The organism is Paraclostridium bifermentans, assembly GCF_019916025.1.
GTDB classification, from domain to species: domain Bacteria; phylum Bacillota; class Clostridia; order Peptostreptococcales; family Peptostreptococcaceae; genus Paraclostridium; species Paraclostridium bifermentans.
Genome location: NZ_CP079737.1, coordinates 2,412,780 through 2,438,281 on the forward strand (window position 1 = coordinate 2,412,780; position 25,502 = coordinate 2,438,281).

A 25,502-nucleotide genomic window follows, 5' to 3' on the forward strand; every position below is an offset into this window, starting at 1 on the left:
TTCTAAAAAAAGCAGATTTTTTCTTTATTAAAAATCACTTTTATCGAGTCACCTATAATTGTATTTATATCATGTTTCTTAATATTCATATAAATAACAGCTGCATTACTAAACTTCTCATTTTTTATTACAATAGTAAAGTCAAAAGGATTTTCTGTAATATTTATAACTTCCATATAAATCTCATCACTCCTTCTATTATCACTAATTTTTATATCATATTCACGTATACATAAATATTGTAAATTTTTATATTGGTTTGCATTGTCTATAGCAATATTTAAATTCCAATCTATTGCATAAATCAAATTATCATTTATAAATTTAAATCTTGATATATTTTTAAACCCTGTTAATTTTGCTTCTTTTATAGATTTCGGATTATTGAATAATTCATATTTATTTCTTGTTACTACTCCAACACCTTCATCATATACAACTATATCCTCACATACTCTGTAAGCTTCATTTATATTATGTGTTACAAATATTGTGCTCCCCTTATATCTGTTCAGTATAACTCTTAAGTTTTCTTCAATTTCACCTCTTAAATGGTAATCTAACGCTGATAATGGTTCATCTAAAAGTAATATATCTGGTTCTTTTGCTAAAGCTCTTGCCAGTGCTACTCGTTGTTGCTGCCCTCCTGATAGTTGATTTGGTAAATTATTTTTTACTTTTTCTAAATTAAAATCTTCTATGTATTTATTACAAATTAAATTTTTGTTTTTTTTATCTATATTTTTTAATCCTATTTCTATATTTTCATATACAGTCATGTGAGGAAATAATGCATAGTTTTGAAATACAAAGCCCACATTTCTTTCTTGAGGTTTTAAATTTATATTTTTCTCTGAATCATATAAAACTTTACCATTCAAAGTAATTCTACCTTTATCTGGATTTTCAAGTCCTGCGATGCATTTCAAAGTCATGCTTTTGCCGCACCCAGACTCCCCTAATAATCCTGTAGTTTTATTTGTTTTTTCTATAAATACCCTTAACTTATAATTTTTTAAAGTTTTTTCTATATTCACATATAAAGACATTTTAATTCCCTTTCCCAAATTTTTTATCTCTAGATTTAGATATAAAATTTGATATAGTTATTACAATCGCTGAAATTCCAATGATAATCATAACCCAAATCATAGCTTTATTCATATCACCACTTTCAACTGCAAAAAATATTGCAATAGGGATAGTTTGAGTTTTTCCAGGTATATTGCCAGCAATCATAAGTGTCGCTCCGAACTCTCCAATGGCTCTTGCAAATGATAAAATTACAGCTCCGATTACCCCAGGGTATGATATTGGTAACATTATTTTCATAAATATTTCCTTTTCACTAAGCCCTAACGTCTTTGCTGCAAATATCATGTTATTGTCTATTTGCTCAAATGAACTTTTTAAACTTCTATACATTATAGGAAAAGATACGATTACAGCTGAAATTACAGTAGCTGTCCATGTGAATATGAGATTTATATCTATTGTTTTAAGTATCATTCCCACAGGTCCATTTTTTCCTATTGCAATTAATATAAAAAATCCTACTACTGTGGGAGGTAATACAAGTGGTAAAGTTAGTATAGTATCTATCAAACTTTCATATCTTCCTTTATACCAAAATATTTTATAAGATATACTAATACCTAAAATAAAGGTTATTAAAGTTGCCACAAGTGATGTTTTGATAGATATAATTAAAGGCGAAATATCCATATATTGCTCCAATCTAAAATATTAAAAGATTATAAAATTTATTCATAACCTTTTTACGCTTTATTAATTTATACTTTTTATTATATATTCACCTCATTTCTTAGTCAAATATATGCGTTTGTTTATATATTTTTACATTTTCCGACATTTTACCTATGTTATAAGTACTTATTCTGGGGTATAATAATAGATATTAATATAGGTGGTGATTTTTTGTTAGATTTAAATTTAGAAGCTAATAGATGTTTAATTTGTAAAAATGCTAGATGTAAAAGTGCTTGTCCTATAAGTACAGATATACCTACTGTAATAAATTTATATAAAGAAGGTAAGATAAAAGAAGCTGGTGAACTTCTATTTAATAATAATCCGCTTTCTGCTGTTTGTGCAATTGTTTGCCCGCATGAAGATCAGTGTGCTGGTAATTGTATAAGAGGAATTAACGGAGAACCAATTCAGTTTTATAAAATAGAAGAAGAAATTTCTAAAAATTATTTAAAAGATGCTGATTTCTCTAATATAAGCAAAAACGAAAAAAACATTGCTATAGTTGGATCTGGCCCTGCTGGTCTTACAGTTGCATTTGAGTTGGCAAAAAAAGGCTATAATATAACTGTGTTTGAGAAAAATGAGCAGCTTGGAGGAATTCTTAGATACGGTATACCTGAATTTAGGCTTCCAAGAGAAATAATTGATAATTTAATCAATATACTAAAAAATATGGGAGTTAAGTTTAAAATCAACGCTACAGTTGGTCCTATACTTACATTAGACAAGTTACTTGAAGATGGATATGATTCTATATTTATAGGTACTGGAGTTTGGAATCCAAGAAGATTAGAAATAAAAGGAGAAAGCTTAGGTCATGTACACTATGCTATCGATTACCTACGTTCTCCTAAGAATTACGACTTAGGAAATAAGGTTGTTGTTATAGGTGCTGGTAATGTTGCTATGGATGCTGCTAGAAGTGCTAAACATTATGGTTCAAAAGATGTTTTTGTAGCATATAGACGTGACTTTGATAATATGACAGCAACTAAAGCTGAAATTCACGAAGCTATTGAAGAGGGTGTAGAGTTTATGACTTATAAAGCTCCTATAAAAATAGTTAATGAAGGTATAATTTTAGCTGATACTAAAAAAGTAGTTAATGAAGATGGAACTACTTCTTTAATTACTGTAGAAGGTAGCGAAAAGTTATTAGAATGTGATTCTATACTAGTTGCAGTTAGCCAAGTTCCTAGAAATACTATTGTTTCTAATAACAAAGGCTTAGACGTTAATAATAGAGGACTTATTATGACAGATAATAGCGGGCATACTACTCGCGATGGAGTATTTGCTTGTGGAGATGTTACTCATGGTGCTAAAACGGTTATAGAAGCTGTTGTTGCTGCTAAAATTGTTGCTCAATCCATAGATGAATATTTAAAGTAAACCTTATTAATACATGAGAGGTTGAATAGTTATATAAATTAAAACGGAGATGATTTAATGTCAGAAAAAATAGAAAATCTAACTCAGATTTTAAAGGAAAGTAATAATATAGTATTCTTTGGTGGAGCTGGAGTATCAACAGCGTCTAATATACCTGACTTTAGAAGTTCCAACGGATTATTTAATGAGAAATTAAATATTACTTTAACTCCAGAGCAATTAGTTTCTCATACTTTTTATTTAAAATATACTAAGGAATTTTTTAATTTTTATAAGAAAAAACTTATATATCCTGATGCAAAACCTAATAATGCTCACATTGCTTTGGCTCAACTTGAAAAGATGGGTAAACTTAAAGCTGTAATTACTCAAAATATCGATGGGCTCCATCAAATGGCAGGTAGCAAAAATGTATTTGAACTTCATGGGTCTGTACATAGAAATTACTGTGTTAATTGTAATGAGTTTTATGACTCTAATTTCATTCTTAATTCAAAGGATATCCCAACTTGCACTAAATGTGGACATACAGTTAAACCTGATGTAGTTCTTTATGAAGAAGGTTTAGATGATTATATAATAAAAGAATCCATTAATGCTATATCTAAAGCTGATACTTTAATTATCGGAGGCACATCACTTGTAGTGTATCCTGCAGCAGGACTTATAGACTTTTTTAAAGGGAAGAATTTAATCCTTATAAATAAAAGTACTACTCCTGCTGATAATAAAGCTGATTTAGTTATAAATGATAGTATTGATATAGTATTATTTAATGCCTTAAATAAAATTTAATAAATTTAATTAATATAGAGATTTTGTATATTTAACTTAATCTCTATGTTTTTATTTTAAATAAAAATAAGAGGATACAATGTAACTTTATATACATCGTATCCTCTTATTTTTAATATATAATCAATTAATCAATCTTCACTATACTAATACTTTAAATTGATATCCATTATCTTTATAGTATTTTATTAATTGCGGAAGAGCTTTTGCAGTATTTTCTTTACCATAAGTATCATGCATTAAAATAACTACCATTTCTTTTCCCTCTGAAGTTTTTACTGCATAGTTGTATAATTCTTCAGGTGATTTCTTTTTACCTTCAGCATCTCCACTTAAGGCATTCCAATCTATTGCAGCCATACTGTTAGCAGCCATATATTCATCTAAAGGTTCCATACCTTTCCATGACATATGTCCACCTGGACATCTTATAACTTCTGTTGAGAAGTAAGGTCCTAAAACTCTTTTTAATATATCATCAGTCTTTTTAAAGTCACCTTTGAAAGCTTCTAAGTCTAATGTTCTATTTGGGTATAATATACCATAATCATGGCTATATGAGTGATTTGCTATTGCATGTCCTTCTTCAAGCTCTTGCTTTAGTAAATCTTCAGCTTTCTTTCCACCACGCTCTATATTAGATCCTGTTACAAAAAATGTAGCTTTAACATCTTCATCTTTTAATGTTTTTAATATCTCTGGAGTAACTGTAGTTGATGTTCCATCATCAAAAGTTAAAAATACTATCTTTTCTCCATTATTTGAATAGTCTCCGCTTTTTAATTTCTCTGCAACTTTTTCAGCACTGTAGCTGTAACTTTCTGCTCCATGCTTAACTCCGATTATTTTCTTTTTAGCTTCTTCTTCTTCTTTACGTTTTTGTTCTTCTGCTGCAAGTCTTTTCTCCTCTGCAACTTTTTCTTCTTGTTTTTCTTTTATTGTTTCATCCACATAGGCTTTAACTTTATTAAAAGAACCAAATATAACTACACATACTACCATTAGTAAAAATGCTCTTTTAACATTTAGTTTTGCCCGTTTCTTATTTTTATTAGAGCTAGAAAAAATATTGTTATTTTTTTTCATAACTTCCCCCTTACTGTCACTTAATGTCACTTTTTATTATATATACATTATACGCTAATTAATCCATTATGTGTATTACAGCTTCGTAACAACTATTTCAAAATGGTAACATATTGAAAAAATTAAAACAAATTTAATAATTTTATTCCTGTTTTTTAAATTTTATTAAATCATTATATATTATTTTTTAAGTTTTATTCGTTTATATAATACGTAAAAAAACTGCATACGCAGTTTGTTTTAAGACTAATTAAATTTTTTCTTTTCCGATTTCTTCATTTTCACTGTAATTACATACAATGCTTCCAAACTCTTGTTGATATCGCATAGTCGTATTTATAATTATATAACCTAACCCCAAAAATATAAAAACTAAGGTAATCCCAATTACCAGTTTTATCTTTAGCCTCATATGGGACCCCCCTTTTTACTTATTTCCATTTTTTACCTCAATTAAATTATATACCATTTTTTGACCATTTAACAGAAATTATTATCTATTTTTTTCTACAAATTAATGCATAATAAAAGCTGGTTAAAAACCAGCTTCTTTATTTAAACTTTATTTTACCATTTTCTATTGAATCTAAAACTACTAATGATTGTAAATTTATATTTTTTTCATCTAAAAGTTTAGCTCCATCTTGGAATCCTTTTTCTATAACTATTCCAACTCCAACCAAGTTAGCTTGAGCTTGATCAACTAATTCACTTAAACCTATTGCAGCTCTTCCGTTTGCTAGAAAATCATCTAGAACTAATATATTTTCACCTTTATTTAAATACCTTTTTGAAACTCTTATTGTATAATTTTTAGCTTTAGTAAATGAATATACTTCAGATTCATAAACATCCTTATCCAAATTTTTAGATTCAACTTTTTTTGCGAATACCACAGGTACATTTCCAAAATGTTGGGATGCTATAGATGCTATAGCTATACCTGAAGCTTCTATTGTAAGTATTTTATCTATTTTTTTACCTTCAAATCTTTTTGAAAATTCTTTTCCTATTTCATTTAAAAATGCTACATCTAATTGATGATTTAAAAAACTATCTACTTTTAATATATCATTACCTGAAATTCTTCCTTCAGTTAATATTTTTTCTTTTAACTTTTCCATAAATATGCCTCCAAATTTTAGTATACTGCATAAATAATATTGAGAAAGTTTAAAAAAACTCCTGTCTAAAAAGACAGGAGTTGTATTTACTATAAAAAATAATAAACAAACTTCCTGTAGTCAAATCATTTACGGTGATTTGGTAGAAACTCTTGACCCTTATCGTCAAATTTATACAGATATTGTAATCAGTTTATCTAATTATAAATCATTAGTATGTATTAATCAATATTTATTTTATTTATCTCATTTATGTTAAGCGGTTTAAAATAATAATATCCTTGTATATATATCTTTTCATTTTTTATATTTTGTATAAAATCTTTTTGACATTTATATTCTACTCCTTCACATACAATGGACTTATTCGTAGCTTTACATATATTAGATAAAAATATAATAATTTCCTTTACAAAAATTGAACTTTCTATACTATCTATAAAGTATTTATCTATTTTAACTATATCAAAATCTAATTTTTCTAATATATCTAAATTAGAATATTCAACACCAAAGTCATCTATAGCTATCATAAATCCACATTTTTTTAATTTTTCTATAGACCTATTTATTTTACTTAAATCATTTATTCCAACTTTTTCTAAAATTTCTATACATATACTATATTTTTTCATATTCATTAAAATTGATATATCACATATTTGTTTTATAAATGTATCATTTTCAATTTCATTTAAAGACATGTTTAGTGATATATAAAATTCATCATTTTTCATATTATTGTATTTTTTTATAATGTCATAATCATTTATTGCAAGTTTTAATATATGTAATGAAGTTTCAAATAGCATATCATTGTTTTCAATATCTTTTATAAAAAAATAAGGGGTTAGTATTTTATTATCTTTTCTCAATCTCAATAACCCCTCAAATCCAATTATTTCATTTTTTTTAGGATTTACTATAGGTTGGTAGTATAAAAAATATTTATTTTTCTTCAAATCTTCTCTTATGATTTTTTTCATCTTGCACTTTTTAATATATGGTAATTTTTTTTTATAAAAAATATATACTAAAAATGTAATAATGCTTAATCCTATTAAAATAATTACTTTGAAATTACTTTTATACATACCATCCCCTTTATTGAAATATATATCTTTAAGATTATCTATCGGACTATATTTTTGTTTAGAATACAACTTTAACTTGTTATCTATATCTTTTACAAGTTGTTTATTTTTTTTATTTCCGGCTATGTAAACAGGCCCTGTTGAATATTCAAAAATCTCATTCATATCGCTTAACTTTGTATTATTTGTATGAGAAATAGTAGCATCAATTTCATTTTTTATTAATAAGTCATCAAGTTCTTTATAAGATTGAGCTTCAACAGGAATTACTTTTATATCCCTATTTTCTAATAAATCCATTATCCATTTCGAATTAGTTTCTCCAGGTATATGTCCAAACCTTAGATTTTTCAACTCTTTTAAATTTCCATATTCTATACTTTTATTGGTGTATATACCATAGGTTTCTAAAGTTATATAACTATCTGTAAATTCAAATTCATTAACTCTATCTTCTGTTCTATTAATTCCAATAAGTAAATCTAAATCTCCATTTTTTAACATACTCATTGCTTGTAAAATATTAGTATATTTATACTCATATTCAATTCCCAAATCGTTGCATATAGTGTCTAATATATCGTTATAATATCCAGTTGGATTTCCTTTGTCTATATAAAAATACGGGTTATAATCATAAAATCCAACTTTTATAACTTTATTTTTATATGGTTTCTCCTGTGAATATATATTATTATCAATTATGGGTATTAATACTATGAGAATAACTAAAATGTTACTTATTTTTTTAAGCATAATTCTCTCCGTTTCAATCGTTTTGTATTTAATAATAATATTATCTTTAATCTTTCTTAACCATATATTCCCATTTTATTCATACCATAGTTTAATAAAATTCATACTCTCTTTTGATGGGTAAAACATTTTATCTTTACCTTTTTGTCCTACAGCAAAAATAGAAAACCCTTTAATATACTTTTCATTGTCAAAGGCTATTTTATATGCGTTAAAACATCTAGCTTGTTCATCTCCATTTACCAAGTCAGATACATTATTGTTCCAAGGGTGTGTTGCCGCATATTCAAGTCTTGGAAATCCTAATTCCCCTAAAAAAATTTTTTTATTATATTTATTTGCAAAGTTCTCAATTTCTTGTTTTATATTTTGATTTCTATTGTTTACTGTAGAACTATTTATGCATTTAACCAACTCCTCAACTGTATTTATAGGTTTATCACTAAGCTCAAAATAAGCTGCAATAGATATAAAATCTACTTTCGAAAACAATTTGTTATTTAATTTTTCATTATATAATTCTTTACTTTTGAGATCCCATTTTGCAGTGTACCACCATGAAGTTTTATATGTTACAAGTCCTTTGAATCTCTTTTTCGTAAAATCTATTATGTCACACCAATGTTGTTCATAAGGTTCAAGCTTACTGAAATTAGATGCTGTATTTATAATGTCTACTTTACATGGAACTGCTACCTCATCAATTAGCTCGCTTAATATACTTTTCCAATCATTAAAAAATTGTTCTTTATCTTTAGGATTATATTCAGTTTCATATTTACTTCCATTGTCAATCCATGGAAATGCTTCTAATATTACTGTTTTATTATTTTCTTTCAAAATTTTAATAATCTGTATGGCCTTATTTTTACTGTATTCATCTATAATCATTTTGTTAGATTCTAAAGAAGGTATTTTTATAACTATAGGTACATTTACAGTATTTGCATTTAACACTTTTATATCTTGTAATGCCTGATTAATTTCATAATCTGTAGATAAATTTACTGAATTTAATTTATCTGGTACTTCTGCTTTATCATATTTACATGCAACTGTGCCTCCACATAAAACTAATATAAGTATTAAAATTATTACCTTTTTCAAGATTATCAACTACTTTCTATATTTTAATATTAATAATATAGCTGATATTATTACAGTTAAGAATAAAAATCCTGCAATAAGTACAAATGTTAAACTTGATTTCTCTAATTTAAATTTAGCAGAGTTATCTTCGGGTTCTTCATCTCTTGTGTTGTTTTCTTTGAAACTTATGTCTTGAATACCTCCATCTCTATTTACTACAGCTGCATCCCCTTTTAAATCTCTGGTTAAATTATTATCAGATAAATACCTTACTGATGAACTCAAGCTATTTTTATCTAAAGAAGATACGATAATAGCTGAATTTGATTTACTATAAGGTGAATTTATAAGTTGTATTGTTGATAATTGTTTTGAATATTTATCATCTAAAAATTTAATCTTATCGTTATTTTCAAATCCACTAAAATTCTTATCAAATTTAATGTATAAGTCTTTATTTATATCTTTTAAAATACTATTATCATCTGGAGTCCCCATAACTATAAGATTTCCTTTTTTGTTCGTATTTAAAAATTCACTATCAGTTAATACATTTAAGTTTCCTGTATTATAAACTGCATCTCTTCCCATATTTCCAATTATATTAGATATATTACTTAAATCTGAAGAGTTTAAATTCTTAGAAACAACTACATTTATATCATTTGCTTGTTGATTATCTATAAAAGGATAAGGATAACTTTTGAAATTCAAACTATCATTGTCTTTAAAATCAAACTTTATAAATGAACTATCCAAAATATAAGCCCATGGGTTATCTGTATCTCTTGTAACGCACATTAAATCTTTTAACTCTAAATTAAATACAACTTTTATTTTATAATAATTTTTACCTAAAACATCCGTTGGAAGGTTTACTTCTAAATTATCATTATCTGCTTTTTCTAAAGATAATTTTTTACTTGAAATAGGCTTATCATTTACATATACAGTAACTAATGATCTTTCAAAATCTAAATTTTTAGCGTATCTAAACTTTAAATTCAAATTTGATCCAGCTGTACTTATTTTATTTTTAGGTATAGATACATCAAAGTTAGTTTCTTGTGAAAAAGGTCCCTTAAGTAAAAAATCATTATACCCTAAGTCATTTAAAGTCAATTTATTTTTAGTATCTTTTTTTATATCTGAAACATCTTTAGTTTCATCAATTATGAAGCTACTACTATTTAATTCATCCAAAAGTTCATTGCTACATATTAATTTAGTTGCATTTTTAAGAGCTTTTCCATTGTCTGATATTATTAAAATCATTCTTTTTTCTTTATTAAACGGAGAAATTACTTGTTTTATAACAGCTTTATTTTTAGCCTGATTTTTTTCGTCATTGCTTAGCAAATTTAAAAAATCTGTAGATGTATCATTTGTTCCACCTACATATATAATATTGTTATTGTATTCTTTTAAATTTGATTTTAGTTTTACATCTAATTTAAAATTGTCAGCTTTTAGTTTTTGTCCCATATTTAAACTTAAATTCATTATGGAGCTTAATTCATTACTATTATACTTATCTGGTAATACAAAAGTTGTGTCTACATACTCCTCATTACCTATATTTGTAAATATACTATTATAGTCTTTTATTTCATTTGAGTTAGATTTTAATGAATAATTCAATTCTATATCTGATTGTTTATGTATTACTAACCAATTTGCAGTATTAGAATCATCTCTACATATTTTATCTGATATAGTTTTATATGCTTTTATAGAAATGCTATTATATCCTGGTTTTACAAGTTCCTTAGGAATGTTAACTTGCCATTTATCCTGATATTTTCTATCTCCATCTAACCTTTTTGAGCTTACAGGCTCTCCATTAATAAATACTGTAATGGTTGAATAGTTTACATTCAATAGCTCACTTTTTGTATATACTAAATTTAATTTCAAATCCTTAACATCCCAATTTTGAGATACATTAAAAAATCTTTCGGTGCTTCCAATAACACCATTTATAGTCACGTCATCTTGAAATTTGTATGCTTTTACATCTTCATTATCTGCAAATATCAAACTAATATTAGAAAAAGTTAGTATTAACGATAATGCTATAGTTATTATTCTCATTAAGTACCTCCCTAGAACCTTTCTGTTTTATACCATTTAGCTTCTCTTTTTAAAAATACATCTTGGAAATGTCCAAACATACCCTTAATCGCTACTAATAGCCACATTTGTGAATATGTGAAGTACATAATTGCAACTAAAAATATATTTTCAAGTCCACTTTCGCCTTTTTCCATAGATAAAGTTATGCTAACTTGCAAAATAAATAGGATATATGATAATACCCATACAATCCAAAAGTTAAACGGTATATTAACCTGTACTATATTAAGTAAGCTTAAAACAAATATACAGTCTGATATTACAACTGAAGTTAAAAATAAAAAATATACAGAGAAGAAATATACTATATCGAATAATACTCTATTTTGCTTACCTTTAAATATATTTTTTATATACTTAACTAGTACATATATATTTCCTTTAACCCATCTAGTTCTCTGCTTTATCCATACATTTATAGTTTCTGGCTCTTGTTCCCAAGTTACAGCTTGAGGAACATACGTTATTCTTTGTCCTAATTTATAAATTCTAAAACTTATCTCTGTATCTTCGGCTATTGCTTTCGTATCCCATCCACCTAACTGCTCAATAGTTGTTTTTCTTAATACAAAGTTGGTTCCTGGTATCGTACAAAGCCCTAATAATTGTCTTCTTCCTGCTTGAGCTATCCATTGAAAACTCAATGTTTCTATATTTATAAATTTTGTTAAAATATTTTTATGTTTATTTCTAGTTCTAAATTTCCCAATAACAGCGCCTAACTTATCATCTTTTACTATGGTTTGGATTAAATATCTAAGTGCTGTTTTTTCTGGAGTGTTATCTGCATCATATATTGCAATAAACTCTCCTATTGCTTCTTGATATCCAATATTTAATGCATTTGATTTTCCTTTACCTCCAGTAATATTATCTGTATTTATAATGGTAAAATTATATTTTTTGTATTTATTTTTTATACTCTGAAGTATATCTTTAGAATCATCACTTGAATTATCATTTATCACTATCAATTCCATCTTATCTCTAGGATAATCTAATAATAATAATGACTCCACAGTTTTTCCTATAACCTTTCCCTCATTATGAGCTGGAACTAATATAGATACATATGGATATTCTTTTAATCTTTCATCTTTAAAACTAAGATTTTTAAGATAATATACATATCCACTTGCAGCTAAAAGAATATTTATAAAAAGTATTGCCCATATAGATATTAAAGAAAATAAAAATAAGTAATCTACTATAGTAAATCTGTTCATAACTATCTCCTTCTAAATTTTCGTCTATTTATAAATCTAAAGAATATAAATATTATCGTAAATACAACCAATACAGCAGAAACAAATATTACGATTATCTTATTTATATTAGACATAGAGTTTTCAAAGTTTATCTCAGATTTAGATTTTTCATTTGACTTATTCTTATCATACGTAACATCTATTTTACCATCTTGCGATTTTATATTTATGTCATCAATTCTTACATAATTATTTATATCTTTTAAATTCAAGAACTCTGCATCATTGTCTTTTAAGTAAGATATAACTTGTTTTAAATAATCTATATTCATATAAGGATGAAAGAAAAAACCTCCAGTGTATCCTCTTACCATCGAAAGTTTATAAAAGTTATTCTTTATAATGTCTATTGAAAACTTATTATCTCGTTCTATATATCCTAAATTTTCAGGAATTAAAATGTTGAAGTTTTTACTTCCTTCTATGATATATGGAAAACTACTTGTAGCAAAGTTTTCGTTATTGTTTTGGTATTGACCAACATAAGTTGAAAAATATTTTTTTAACTCTGTATAGCCATTTTGATCCATAGCATAGTGAGGTGCTTCAAATCCAAGAGGGTAAATACCCTGTTCTACACACAATCTCAATCCACTTAAAACTCTATCCTTAACATAGTTCTCCATATTTTTAGATATAGGCTCATCTTTTTCCATATCCCAAAACTCATATCCTTCCCCTGAAATCTCTCTTTTATCTAAAGAATGCATATATCCATGTAAAATAACGCTACCACCTCTATCTTGCATATACTTTATAGTTTGTATAAACTCCGGATCATCTTTTATGGTATTTATTTTCCCAGTTTTGCTATCTACATATGCTGGAATTAATGCTATCATAAAAGGTATGCCTTCAGAATATAAATAGTCTGCAATCTCTTTTAGGTTATTTTTATCTCTAAATAAATGCACATCCTCAATCCTTACAAATACTTTACCTTTTTCAAAGTTTTTTATATTATAAAAATCATTTAAAGTATCTTCAAATATGAAGGACTGATCTATTTTGTACTCTGCAATGAAATATAAATTTTTATTGTTTATAACATAAGGATATTCATTATAAGAATCTTTCATAGTTGCTAATACCTTATTACTCTCACCCCTAGTGTTAACTACATCAAAATAATCACTTCCAGATATAGCTAGTTTTTTCCCTTTATAATTTAATTCATTTATGCTATTTACCTTTTTATCATATATTAAATCATACTTTTTACTAGAGCTTAAAAAGTCTTCAATTCTATTTCCTATCCAATATATATTGTTTTTATAATTTGCTAAATCATCTAACAAATCAGTATTATTTATTTCATTTTCTATATTTATTACAAATACTGAATCATATTTTGTTAGATTTCCTTTTTTGTAATCATTTACATATATATTATCTACACTCTTGTTAAACCTATATAAAAGTTCATTTAAGTGATTTACTACATTTTCTTTATACGAAAATGTCTTTTGATTTTCATATATTATTAGAGCTTTTTCTTTTTTCTGTATGTCTGCAAAAACTATGCTGCTACTGCTAAAAACTAATAAAACACTTAGAATTATAGCAATATATTTTTTACACATCATACTGAAGCTCCTCTTCACATAAATTTTTAAATTCTATAGAACCATTTATACTTTCTTTATATTCAACAATAGCTATTTTTGTATCTATATCTATATATGACTTTCCTTGATTTAATTCTAAATTTAATTCACTTATATTTTTTTTAATTCTTTCTTTTACTGTGTTTGCACCATCAAAATCGGTATATGGCATTATAATCCCTATCATATCACTTTCTAAGTAATATCTCTCATCTTCAGATCTTGTAGAATCTATTATTATATTGCTTACACTTTTAACTAAGTTATATGTTTTTTCTTCTCCAATTATTTTTCTAATTTCTTTATAATAAGGAAGCTTTATCATCATTAGTGTTAGCTTATTTTTGTGTCGATTTGATTTACTCATTTCTTTTTCTAAAGTAGAATAGAAATGTCTAATATTTCCAAGACCTGTTACTTCATCAACTGTAACAAGATTTTTATATTTTTCTTTTAATACTTTGTTATCTTTTTGAAGCGCTAAAATAACATTAGATAACCTTCCACTAGTCATACATATGATAGGCATACTTAACATCCAAATATAAGATATATAGTTTATATCTATATTCAATACTGTATTTCTATAAAATATTAAAGATGCATATAAAAATATTGCTACTGATGTTAATATAAGCCCAAATATAATGCCTCCTATATATGTTGTTATCGAAATTAAAAATGTAATTCCTAGCATGATAAAATTCAATAAAAAATTAGTATTTTCTTTTGATATAAATAATATCATTACAACAATAAATAATTCTAATACTAGTGCTATCATATACGAGTCTATTTTCTTTGATAACTTATCCATTTTCCCCTCCTATTTATATTTTTTACTTAATTAATCATGTGTATATTATACTCCTTTTTTTACTTTTTTCGCGTTTTTTCGATTTTTTTTAACATTTTTTGCCTTTAAAATTTCTAAAATAAAAAATAGAACACACTTAGTGTATTCTATTTTTTATTTAGTTATTCAATTGGTAGTATTATAATGAATTTACTACCTTTCCCAAATTCACTTTCAATATAAATCTCTCCTCCATGTAGGTTTACTATTTCCTTAGTTATCGTAAGCCCTAATCCACTTGAGTTTTGAATTTCTTCATTTGCATCTACTACTTGTCTAAATCTATCAAATATAATCTTTTTATGCTCTTCATCTATTCCAATTCCATTGTCCTTTACATAGATCTCCACTTCATTTATATGATCTTTTATACCTAATTCTATAGTTCCGCCTTCTGGTGTGTATTTTACAGCATTACTTATTAAGTTCTCTATGCATCTTTTTATTTCTATTTTATCAAAGCTAACTATTTTTTCTTCTATCTCTGGATCTATTATCAGATCTATTCCTTTGCATTCTACATGATTTTTTAGCCTTAAAGCTTCATTTTCTATAACCTCAACTATATCTTGCTTAGTTTTATTGATTTTATATTTTCCATATTCTATTTTTTCTATATCCATTAAATTTGTAATTAATTCTAATAACCTCTCTGCATTTTTATTAATTACACTCATATGATACTTTAGATTTTCTTTACTTAAACCTTTTTTATCAAGCATAATACTTATTAGCTGTTCAGTTGATGATATAACATTTAATGGAGTTCTTAATTCATGAGACAAGTTTACAAAATAGCTATTTTTTTTCTTTTCTAAACTTAAAACTTTATTAAATAATTTTTCATTTTTTTCAATTTCCTTTGTAAGTGCCTTTGTTCTTTTATTTACCATAGAATCTAGTAACTTTACTTTACTATCATAATATAGGATAGCAAATATGCATATAATTCCATAGATAACCATAGCTATTTTACTTTTCCAAATTGGAGGTTTTATAGAAAATTTAATTGTTTTTTCATTAGATTCAGCTACATTATTATTTATTGCCTTAAGCTTTAAAGTATATTTACCCGGGTTTAAATTTACTAGGTTTAATTTATTACTTTTAACATCTTTAAAATCTTTGTCTACTCCATCTATCTTATAATAATACTTAGTATCCCTCATATTCTTATAGTATGGTAAAAACATCTCTATGCTTATATTATTTTCACTAAATTTAAAGTTAGCATCATCAATACTGTTATACCTTTTTTCATTTACATATATATCTCCTATAGATAAATCTATATAATATTTCTTCTTCTTTAGCTCTTCACATCTAAATGAATTTAAACCATTTGTTCCTCCAAAGAAAATTTCACCATCATCACTTATATTAAATGATTTTCCATTAAATTCTCTTCCTTGTAATCCATCTACTATATCAAAATTTGTAAACTCATTTTTTTTGTAATCAAATTTTGATAATCCGTAATTTGTACTTACCCATATATGATCTGATTTATCTATAACTATTCCGTATATAGTATTATTAGGTAATCCATCTTCCATTGTGTAAACTTCAAACTTTTCTGTTTTTGGATTAAATTTATTAAGCCCATAATTTGTACCTATCCACAAGTTCCCCTGTTTATCTTCATTTATAACTCTTACAGAATTATTACTTATAGAATTTGAGTCATTTTCTCTCATCCTATATAATTTTGTTTTTTGAGTTTTTGGATCAAATTTTAAAAGTCCACCATCTAAAAAATATCCTATCCAATATATGCCATTGCTATCTTTATAAATACATCCATTTAATTTATCTTCTATATTATATTTAGATGACAAACTAGACATATCGACTATTTCACCTGTAGATATATTTAATATTACAACCCCTTCAGTTGTTCCCAGCCATACCTTATCATCATCGATAAGCACACTTCTTATATTGCTATTTTTTAAACCATTGTCTTTATTGTACACCTTTAATGTTTTTTCTTTTTTATTGATTACATTAAGCCCATCATCTGTCGAAATTACTATTATGTCTCCTTTTCCCTTTATATCATACACTTTGTTACTACTTAGCCCATCTTTTCTCTTTATATAATAAGTTTTTTCCTTTTCTCTATTTAAAACCGTTACTCCTTCCGAATTTGTTCCAACCCATAAAACGCCATCCTTGTCCTTATAAATGCCACTTACCATATTATCTGAAATAGATGTCTTATCTTCTGGGTTTGGATCATGTTTATAGTAATTTATATTAGTCTTTGAATCAAATATACTTATACCTGAATAAGTGCCAAGCCATAGAAGACCGCTTTTATCTTCCATTATGCAAAATATTAAGTTATCGGTTAACCCATTTACATCGTACTTTCCCTTTTGATAAACTCTAAACTTATCTTTTAACTTATCGTATTTTACTAATCCCGAGTCTGTCGCTATCCAAAGGTCTTTATTTTTATCCTGTAATATGTCTCTTATAGATGAGTTTTTATCAATTCCTTCTGGAGGATCATACTCTTTTATCTTATTTGTTTTTGTATTTACTTTATATAAATTTTCATTTCTAGTCCCAACCCATAAATTCTTATCCCCATCAAAATAAACTTTGTATACAGTTAAATCTTTTCCACAAGTATCTTTAGTTAGAAATTTTTCAACCGTTTCATCTTTTTTATCAAATTTATATAATCCCTTTTTAGTCCCAATCCAATAGTTTCCACTATCATCTTCAGTTATATCGTATATATGTTTACTTTTTAATTCATTCAAATTTTTAATTGCTGTTTTAAACTTATCATTTTTTTCATCATATATATCTACACCATTTGCTGTTGCAATTAAAACTTTACCATCTTTGTTTATTAAAATATCATAAACACTGCTATCTGATAAATTGCCATTATCTTTGCTATTATAGTAGTTTTTTATAGAATCAGTTTCAGTATTTATTTTACTTACCCCTCCTATAGTTGCAACCCATAAATTGCCTTTCTTATCTTCTTTTATATCGATAATATAACTATTTGCTATTCCTTTTTTGGGGTCCTTTTTTTGACCATACACTTTAAATTCATATCCATTGTAAACATTTAGTCCATCATTTGTTCCTATCCATATTCGCCCTTTACTATCTTGTTCTATTGCTTGTACTGTTCCCTGAGATAATCCTTGGTTTATAGTTATATTTTTAAAATTTATACTTTCTTGTGCATTAGAAATATCCACTCTGAGTATCATTACAAAAACTATAGATATAAATAGTTTTAAGTATTTTATTCTTTGCATAAATTTTTTCTCCTAAATATTTACTTATTAATCGCTGTGTAGACCTTCAGTATATTTTAAAATCTTTTTATACTTTAATCTTGGGTAACTATCACTTATAAGTGCATAGTTCGAAAGCTTATTTCCTATCCATCTAGAATGTATTTTGCTATATATCCTAATTGATGCTAAAAATATCCTGCAATCAGGACACGTATATATATGATGTATCCTTTTATTTTTATTTTTAAATTCAGTATCTATATTATATGCTCTAATTTTGTAAAGCATATGGCTATTGCAGCTAGGACATATATATATAGATTTATAATACAGTGAATTTTTTTTAAATTCAGAGGTATAACAGTCTTCTTCACTTAATGATTTAATTTCTTTTATTCTATCACTAGACTTAACCCAATCTATTTTTTTTAAAAACCCTTTACCTCCAGATTCAAAATCAGACTTATCCAAGCAGTCTTTATTTAAATTAAATTCTTTTAAGTAACTATGTCCTGCATACTTTCTATTTAAATAGCTTTTGTTATTTTCTGCTATGTAATTTTTTTCATTACAGTTAGAATTTTCCCGTCTAAATAAATCAAATTTTATTTTCATGGAATCACTCCTTTAATACTTTTTGTTATTACTACGAGTATACACTTTTTAACTGTAAGTTTTTGTCGAAATTAGTATTTTTTTAAATTTTTGTACAGAATTTTTTAAAAATACTATTAAATATTTAAATTAAAAATAACAGACATTATGAGTAGCGTTAAGGTTTGTCCTAAATATAGTGATTGTGAAATAGTATGAGTAAAATAAATAAAAAAATTACCAATATAATTATATATTGGTAATTTTTTTATTTATTAAGAGTTTTTAAAATTCAACGTATTTCTTCACATATAGTACTATAATTAACCCCATTTAAATCTATAATGTAAATTTTTTTATTCACTACTTCAAATTTTTTTATATTGTTCTTAATTTCAGAAATTTCCTCTTCATATTTTTTTAAAATTCTATGTGCCTCATATATATCTACCTCTTTAAATTTAACTTTATCTCCTGGTTTACATTGAGCTAGTTTGCATAGATCTACGCTTATAACATTAGCTATTTTTGTATAACCTCCTACTGTCTGCCTATCCGACATCATAATAATAGGATTCCCATGTCCTGGAATCTGAATTGCCCCAAACGCTATTCCATCTGAAACTATATCTGCACCATCTAAATGCTTAATTTTATCTCCAGATAATCTATACCCCATTCTGTCACATTCATTTGTTATATTATATACAGAGTTATAAAAAGTTTTTATATTTTTTGAGTCAAACATATTATCTTGTGGTCCCCTTATTGCTCTTAATATAATTTTTTTACCATACTCTTTTACATACTTTTTAGGCAAAATTGAATTTATATTACCATCAAATTTTAAAAGTTTTATATAGTCTTCATCTCTGAGTTCCCTACCTTTATATCCTCCTATATTACCTTTTATATAAGTTGACTTACTCCCCATAACAATAGGTACGTCTATTCCTCCACCAAATGCAATATAAGTTCTACATCCATTTTTCATCCCAGAAAAAGATAATATATCCCCACTACTTACAATATAACTTCTATACATATCAATTCTAATTCCATTTAACATAGGTCCTAAATCTCCACCTGTTATTGCTAGAATAGATTGCTCATCGAACTCTATAGTGGGCCCAATTATTAATGATTCTATACATGCTTCATATTCATCATTTCCAACTAATACATTTGCAACTCTTAATGAATAATCATCCATTGCTCCAGAAACAGTAACCCCATATTGTTGAAACCCTATTCTAGGCCCACCTTGGATTAAGCTTAGTAATCCTTTATTTAAAACTTTAGCTCCCATTAATTGTTGCCTCCTTCATTTAAAAATGTATCGAACTCATCCTTTGTTATAGGTGTAAACTTTACATAATCTCCTGCTTTTAATAATATAGGATTTTCTCTTTTAGGATCATACAATTTAATAGGTGTTCTTCCTATTAACTGCCATCCTCCAGGACTCTCTATAGGATATACTCCTGTCTGTTTTCCAGCTATACCTACAGAGCCTTCTGGGATTTTAACCCTTGGATTATCTAACCTAGGAGTCTCTAGTTTACTATTCATTCCCCCTAAGTAGGTAAACCCAGGAGTAAATCCTAACATATAAACTAAGTACTCAGCTTCACTGTGAAATCTTATAACATCTTCAATGCTTAATCCATTATGTTTTGCAACAGTATCTATATCAGGACCAAAGTCATTTCCATAAAAAACAGGTATCTTAATTATATTTTTTTCACTTTTGTCTAAAATTTTTAAATTACATTCTATATTTTTTACTGAATTTATAAGATTATTAAATGTTATTTTTAATGGATTATAAATTATCATAAGAGATCTATATGTTGGTATCATCTCATATATAGAATTAATCAAACTAGACTCTTCTATATTCTTCATTAAATTTATAACTTTTCTATTTATCTCTTCATCTATAATGTCTCCAAATTCAACTACTATAGCTTTATCTCCTGCTAACAAGTATTTCGTTTCCATAACTAATTTTATCCCCCCACCAAGTATTTTTAAAATAACTTCGTTATATCTTTAAGTGATATTAAACCACCTACAGCAGTAACTATTACTACTAGAATCCCTAAAATTAATAACCATTTTGGATGCTTATATTCACCTACAATTTCTTTGTTTTTAGATGCTAATAGTATAACGCCTAAGGTAATCGGAAGAATCAATCCATTTAAAGCCCCAGCTAAAATAAGTAAACTTGCTGGCTTTCCTACTGCTGCCATTATTAATGTTGAAATAAATATAAATAAAATTATAAATTTATTTTCATGTTTATCTATTAATGGATGAAGTGTTTTTATGAAAGATACAGATGTATAGGCAGCTCCAATAACTGATGTTATACTAGCGCTCCATAATACTAATCCAAAAAATTTATATCCTAAATTTCCAGCTCCATATTTAAAAGCTGATGCAGCTGGATTTTCAGGATCTAAACTTAATCCTTGTGAAACAACTGCAAATACCGCTAAAAACAATAAAATCCTTACTATGGTTGCTACACTTATGCCTAATATCGAAGATTTTGTTACATCTTTTAAATTCTCTTCTCCTGTTATTCCCGCATCAATAAGTCTGTGTCCGCCTGCAAAAGTTATATATCCCCCTACACTACCGCCTAAAAGAGTTATTATTGGAAAAATCAATCCTCCTGGATTTTCTGGAATAAATGTTCCTTTTACAACTTGATACATATCAGGTTTGTTTATTATAGCAACATATCCTACTACAACTATTACTATAATTGCTAAGAATCTTGTAAATCTGTCTATTATTGGTCCAGATTCTTTTATTAAAAAAATTGCTATCGCTATAAATCCACATACTAAAGTAGATATTGTAACATTGGCATTAAACATTACATTTACCCCAAGCGCTGCTCCCCCCACATTTCCAATGTTAAATGCAAGTCCTCCTATTCCTACTAATATAGCTATAAAATAGCCTAATCCCGGCAAAACCTTATTTGCTATATCCTGGCCTCTAAGCCCAGATACTCCTATTATTCTCCACACATTAAGCTGTGCTCCAACAAAAAATATAGTAGTCATTAAAACTACAAAGCCAAAACTAGCTCCATATAACTCTGTAAATTTAGCTGTTTGAGTTAAAAAGCCAGGTCCAATAGCTGAAGTAGCCATTATAAAAGCAGCTCCCATAAGAGCTGTTAAGTTTTTTTTATTAGACATAAATACCCCTCCAATTATTTAATAACTTCACTTATGCAACACATATTTATGCCTTCCTTTATAAGCTCTGATTTTATACTTTTTACAAATTCTATAGCTTTAGGATTATCTCCATGTACACATATAGAATCCGCTTTGATATCTATGTATTTTCCATTTATATCCTCTACTTTATTTTCTTTTACCATTTTTATAACTCTTTTTATTGCTATATTTGGATCATGCATAATAGATCCTTCAATACTTCTTGATACTAACGTTCCATCGCTATTATATGCTCTATCTGCAAATACTTCATTGGCAACCCTTAATCCTACATCTTTCCCAGCATCTATAATTGAGCTATTTGCAAGTCCAAGAAGAATTATATTTTTATCAACCTCATATACTGCTTGTGCTATAGCTAAAGATATCTCATAATCTTTTGCTGCCATATTATAAAGAGCACCATGAGCTTTTAAATGCTGTATATTTGCTCCATTTGAAATAACAAAAGAATTTAGTGCACCTAATTGATATTTTACATAAGCCTTAACTTCATCTTTACTAATCTTCATTTCCCTTCTTCCAAACCCTATAACATCCATAAACCCTGGATGAACACCTATTTGCACATTATTTTCTATCGCTAATTTTACAGTTTTATCCATTTGTATTGGATCACCTGCATGAAATCCACAAGCTATATTTGCTGAGGTTATATGCTTTAAAACCTCCTCATCCATACCTATTTTATAACAACCAAAACTTTCTCCTAAATCACTATTTAAATCTACTTTATACAAATTCTATTCCCCCTATAGACATTTTTAATTTTTATTTATTGTCCTACTTAAATTTTATGAATAAAAAAATAATGGTATGACTTAATTTAAGTCATACCATTATTTTATTTAATCTTATTTTGTTTTTTTCTACTTATTTTATTCCATTGATATTTTCTTTTTCTATATCCAATAAATCCTGTTATCCTATACCATGAACATAGTTGCCTATACCCAAAACTTTCAAGAAATGCAAATAACATGAGCTTTAATAAAGTTGATAATTTTAAAATATATTTAAACATGTAGTTTTCAAGTATTATCGCTGTCAAAGAAATTATTACACTATAAAAAATATATATAAATAAAAAAGTGATTAAAAATTTTAAATTAAGTAATCCACTAAAATACGATATTAAAATTATAATTAAACCAAAAACATCAATTATACATGAAAACATTTCATACACAACAAAGTAAAGAAAAGAAAAAATACCTACTAATCCATATTTAGGATTTAAAAATATGTATCTATGACTATTTAAACTAGTTATTAGACCTATATGCCATCTTCTTCTTTGCCCTTTTAAATCCTTAAGTTTTTCCGGAACTTGTGACCAACATATAGCTTTGTATTCATATTTAATTTTATATTTAATCTTATTTTTCCTATAAAAAGAATGAAGTTTTACCACAAGGTCCATATCTTCCCCTACAGTGTCTGTATCATATCCACCTACATTTAAAACTGCATTTTTTTTAAATAGCCCAAACGCTCCTGATATTATTAAATTTCCATTAAAACTATTAAACCAAACCCTTGTTGTTAAAAACACTCTATAATATTCTATTGTTTGAAATATTGTAAGAATCTTTTTAGGTGGCATTACTTTAATAACTTGGCCTTTGTCTAAAACAACTTGATTGGCTACTTTTATACTTCCTCCTACAGCTATAGTTGTATCATCTTCCATAAACGGCATAACTATATTACTAATTGAATCACGTTGTAAAATTGAATCTGCATCTAAAGAAACAAACAATGGATATTTAGATACATTTATGCCCATATTTAATGCATCTGCTTTTCCTCCATTTTCTTTTTTTACCAATATCAACTTTATACCATCTTTGATATAACCTTCATATATAAATTGTTCATTTTTACATTTAACCAATCTTCTTATAGGTCTTGGAACTTTTTTTAATTCAAATTTATTTATTAATTTATTAGAAGTATCATCATTTGATCCATCATCTATAACTACAATTTCATATTCTGGGTAATCTACATACGACAACGATTCAATACAATCACAAATTGTTTCTTCCTCATTATATGCTGGAACTAATATGGAAACAGGTACATAGTTATCTGTGCTTTTCAGTGAAAGTTCGTTTAAATACATTTTATTACGTTTATCTTCATTTAAATTTAAAATAGCAAATATAGTAGATATAAAAAATACTATAGCGTAAATAAACATATAATATAAAAAGAACACATTTAAATAATCTACGAATAATCTTAACATTGATATTCTACCTCTATCTCCTCTAATTTTTCTAAATACTCTTCGTATGATATCTTGTTGTCCATAAACATTGCATAGAAAAGTATATCTTTTGCATATTTATCATCATTTTCCAATATATAATTTATTAAATCTTTATCACCAAATTTTAATATGCTTATTGCAGAGTTATATCTAACATACCAATTTTTATCATTTATACTTTTTAAAAGAGCTTGTTCACTAAGCTCACACTTATAATTTTTTAAAGCGCTAGCACATACAGCCCTATACTCCCAATCTCCATTTTTTAAGAATTCAATGATTATATACTTACATTCATCATATTTTATAATAGTAAAATATTTTACTATACTTATATTAATCTCTTTGCTTATATTATCTTTTAATATATTTAATAGTTCTTCTTTTACAAACGTAGTTTTATTATTTTTAAAATGTTCAACAATTACTTTTTGAAAGCTTTCATTAAACTCTTTTAAATCATTTATCAAATATTTATCTAATTCACTTTTGTCTCCTCCAAATTGATTTATTATATCTGTGAAAACTTTATTATTTATATATTTTTCTTCTTTAGATACATATTCAATAGCACTTTTCAATGTATTTATATTTCCTATTTTCGATATTGATTCTAATGCTGCTACCCTCAGATATATAGACTTAGTATTTATACAACTAAGCAAAAACTCACTTATTTCATAGTTGCTAAGCTTGTATTCTCCTAGATTTATAGTCATATATGTTTTTAATGTATTATCCTTTAATTTATGCTTTAAAACGTATCTATTTACTATATCTTCGAAATTCTCCATATAAGTTTTTGTATATTTATGATTATTTATATCTTTATTAAAAACTTCTATAGTATTATTAAAAACCTTAATATATGGTCTATATTTTAATTTTTCTATAACATATGATATATCCATTTTGGATATATCAGTTCCATTTTTTACACAACTCAATTGTTTTAAAATTTCAGCTTCAAACTTTGGCTTTATAGCTTTTACTTTTTTAAAAAATCTAAAGTTTAAAATATCTTTTGCTATCATATAAATAACAGCACAAGCTATTATATAAATAAAAAAGCTCAGTACTAAATATATATCAACTATATTTTTCATAAAATTT

21 protein-coding genes and 1 riboswitch are annotated in these 25,502 nt (G+C 26.3%); of the genes, 2 read left to right on the forward strand and 19 right to left on the reverse strand.

Features of this window, described 5'->3' with window-relative positions; translation table 11 throughout:
• Positions 1-2 precede the first annotated feature (2 nt).
• Positions 3-1,049 (reverse strand): sulfate/molybdate ABC transporter ATP-binding protein, encoded by a 1,047-nt coding sequence (locus KXZ80_RS11615; protein ID WP_021433627.1) that lies wholly within the window; start codon positions 1,047-1,049, stop codon positions 3-5.
• Position 1,050: 1 nt separating this feature from the next.
• Entirely contained in the window at positions 1,051-1,725 is a 675-nt protein-coding gene (modB, locus tag KXZ80_RS11620; RefSeq protein ID WP_038285326.1) for a molybdate ABC transporter permease subunit, read from the reverse strand.
• A 213-nt stretch (positions 1,726-1,938) separates the two neighbouring features.
• Here modB and KXZ80_RS11625 point away from each other — a divergent pair, with 213 nt between their 5' ends.
• The gene (locus KXZ80_RS11625) at positions 1,939-3,165 is read left to right on the forward strand and encodes an NAD(P)-dependent oxidoreductase (protein ID WP_021433629.1); all 1,227 of its coding nucleotides are present in this window, start codon (positions 1,939-1,941) and stop codon (positions 3,163-3,165) included.
• Between the two features lie 57 nt (positions 3,166-3,222).
• Positions 3,223-3,960 (forward strand): NAD-dependent protein deacylase, encoded by a 738-nt coding sequence (locus KXZ80_RS11630; RefSeq protein ID WP_021433630.1) that lies wholly within the window; start codon positions 3,223-3,225, stop codon positions 3,958-3,960.
• A 141-nt stretch (positions 3,961-4,101) separates the two neighbouring features.
• On the opposite strand, the gene KXZ80_RS11635 is transcribed toward KXZ80_RS11630, so the two are convergent.
• From KXZ80_RS11635 to KXZ80_RS11715, 17 genes are all read right to left on the reverse strand, one after another.
• The gene (locus tag KXZ80_RS11635; RefSeq protein WP_021433631.1) at positions 4,102-5,046 is read right to left on the reverse strand and encodes a polysaccharide deacetylase family protein; all 945 of its coding nucleotides are present in this window, start codon (positions 5,044-5,046) and stop codon (positions 4,102-4,104) included.
• Between the two features lie 250 nt (positions 5,047-5,296).
• Positions 5,297-5,458: a hypothetical protein gene (locus KXZ80_RS11640; RefSeq protein ID WP_021433632.1), complete on the reverse strand. Its 162-nt coding sequence runs from the start codon at positions 5,456-5,458 to the stop codon at positions 5,297-5,299.
• A gap of 139 nt (positions 5,459-5,597) precedes the next feature.
• Positions 5,598-6,170: a xanthine phosphoribosyltransferase gene (locus KXZ80_RS11645; protein WP_021433633.1), complete on the reverse strand. Its 573-nt coding sequence runs from the start codon at positions 6,168-6,170 to the stop codon at positions 5,598-5,600.
• Positions 6,171-6,267: 97 nt separating this feature from the next.
• Positions 6,268-6,369, reverse strand: a riboswitch (purine riboswitch).
• 22 nt (positions 6,370-6,391) lie between these two features.
• Positions 6,392-8,020, reverse strand: a complete 1,629-nt coding sequence (locus tag KXZ80_RS11650) for an EAL domain-containing protein (protein WP_021433634.1) — start codon at positions 8,018-8,020, stop codon at positions 6,392-6,394.
• Between the two features lie 75 nt (positions 8,021-8,095).
• Complete coding sequence (locus KXZ80_RS11655) at positions 8,096-9,136, reverse strand: glycoside hydrolase family 113 (protein ID WP_319026162.1); 1,041 nt, start codon at positions 9,134-9,136, stop codon at positions 8,096-8,098.
• The gene (locus tag KXZ80_RS11660; RefSeq protein ID WP_021433636.1) at positions 9,137-11,203 is read right to left on the reverse strand and encodes a cellulose biosynthesis cyclic di-GMP-binding regulatory protein BcsB; all 2,067 of its coding nucleotides are present in this window, start codon (positions 11,201-11,203) and stop codon (positions 9,137-9,139) included.
• 11 nt (positions 11,204-11,214) lie between these two features.
• Positions 11,215-12,471, reverse strand: a complete 1,257-nt coding sequence (locus tag KXZ80_RS11665; protein WP_021433637.1) for a glycosyltransferase — start codon at positions 12,469-12,471, stop codon at positions 11,215-11,217.
• 2 nt (positions 12,472-12,473) lie between these two features.
• Positions 12,474-14,099 carry a DUF2334 domain-containing protein gene (locus KXZ80_RS11670; protein WP_052011333.1) on the reverse strand — a complete coding sequence of 542 codons (1,626 nt, stop codon included), beginning with the start codon at positions 14,097-14,099 and terminating at the stop codon, positions 12,474-12,476.
• Positions 14,089-14,937: a GGDEF domain-containing protein gene (locus KXZ80_RS11675; RefSeq protein WP_021433639.1), complete on the reverse strand. Its 849-nt coding sequence runs from the start codon at positions 14,935-14,937 to the stop codon at positions 14,089-14,091. The genes KXZ80_RS11670 and KXZ80_RS11675 overlap by 11 nt, the downstream gene beginning before the upstream one ends.
• 161 nt (positions 14,938-15,098) lie before the next feature.
• Positions 15,099-18,266 (reverse strand): ligand-binding sensor domain-containing protein, encoded by a 3,168-nt coding sequence (locus KXZ80_RS11680; protein ID WP_021433640.1) that lies wholly within the window; start codon positions 18,264-18,266, stop codon positions 15,099-15,101.
• Between the two features lie 27 nt (positions 18,267-18,293).
• Positions 18,294-18,863 (reverse strand): hypothetical protein, encoded by a 570-nt coding sequence (locus KXZ80_RS11685; protein ID WP_021433641.1) that lies wholly within the window; start codon positions 18,861-18,863, stop codon positions 18,294-18,296.
• A gap of 271 nt (positions 18,864-19,134) precedes the next feature.
• The gene (locus KXZ80_RS11690; protein WP_021433642.1) at positions 19,135-20,151 is read right to left on the reverse strand and encodes a 5-oxoprolinase subunit C family protein; all 1,017 of its coding nucleotides are present in this window, start codon (positions 20,149-20,151) and stop codon (positions 19,135-19,137) included.
• Complete coding sequence (pxpB, locus tag KXZ80_RS11695) at positions 20,151-20,846, reverse strand: 5-oxoprolinase subunit PxpB (protein WP_021433643.1); 696 nt, start codon at positions 20,844-20,846, stop codon at positions 20,151-20,153. Before pxpB ends, KXZ80_RS11690 begins: the two co-directional genes overlap by 1 nt.
• Before the next feature lie 29 nt (positions 20,847-20,875).
• Positions 20,876-22,066: an NRAMP family divalent metal transporter gene (locus tag KXZ80_RS11700; RefSeq protein WP_021433644.1), complete on the reverse strand. Its 1,191-nt coding sequence runs from the start codon at positions 22,064-22,066 to the stop codon at positions 20,876-20,878.
• 14 nt (positions 22,067-22,080) lie between these two features.
• Complete coding sequence (locus tag KXZ80_RS11705; protein ID WP_021433645.1) at positions 22,081-22,851, reverse strand: LamB/YcsF family protein; 771 nt, start codon at positions 22,849-22,851, stop codon at positions 22,081-22,083.
• Positions 22,852-22,955: 104 nt separating this feature from the next.
• A complete protein-coding gene (locus KXZ80_RS11710) occupies positions 22,956-24,365 on the reverse strand; it encodes a glycosyltransferase family 2 protein (RefSeq protein WP_021433646.1) in 1,410 nt (469 codons plus the stop codon).
• Positions 24,359-25,495: a HEAT repeat domain-containing protein gene (locus tag KXZ80_RS11715; protein WP_021433647.1), complete on the reverse strand. Its 1,137-nt coding sequence runs from the start codon at positions 25,493-25,495 to the stop codon at positions 24,359-24,361. The genes KXZ80_RS11710 and KXZ80_RS11715 overlap by 7 nt, the downstream gene beginning before the upstream one ends.
• Positions 25,496-25,502 lie beyond the last annotated feature (7 nt).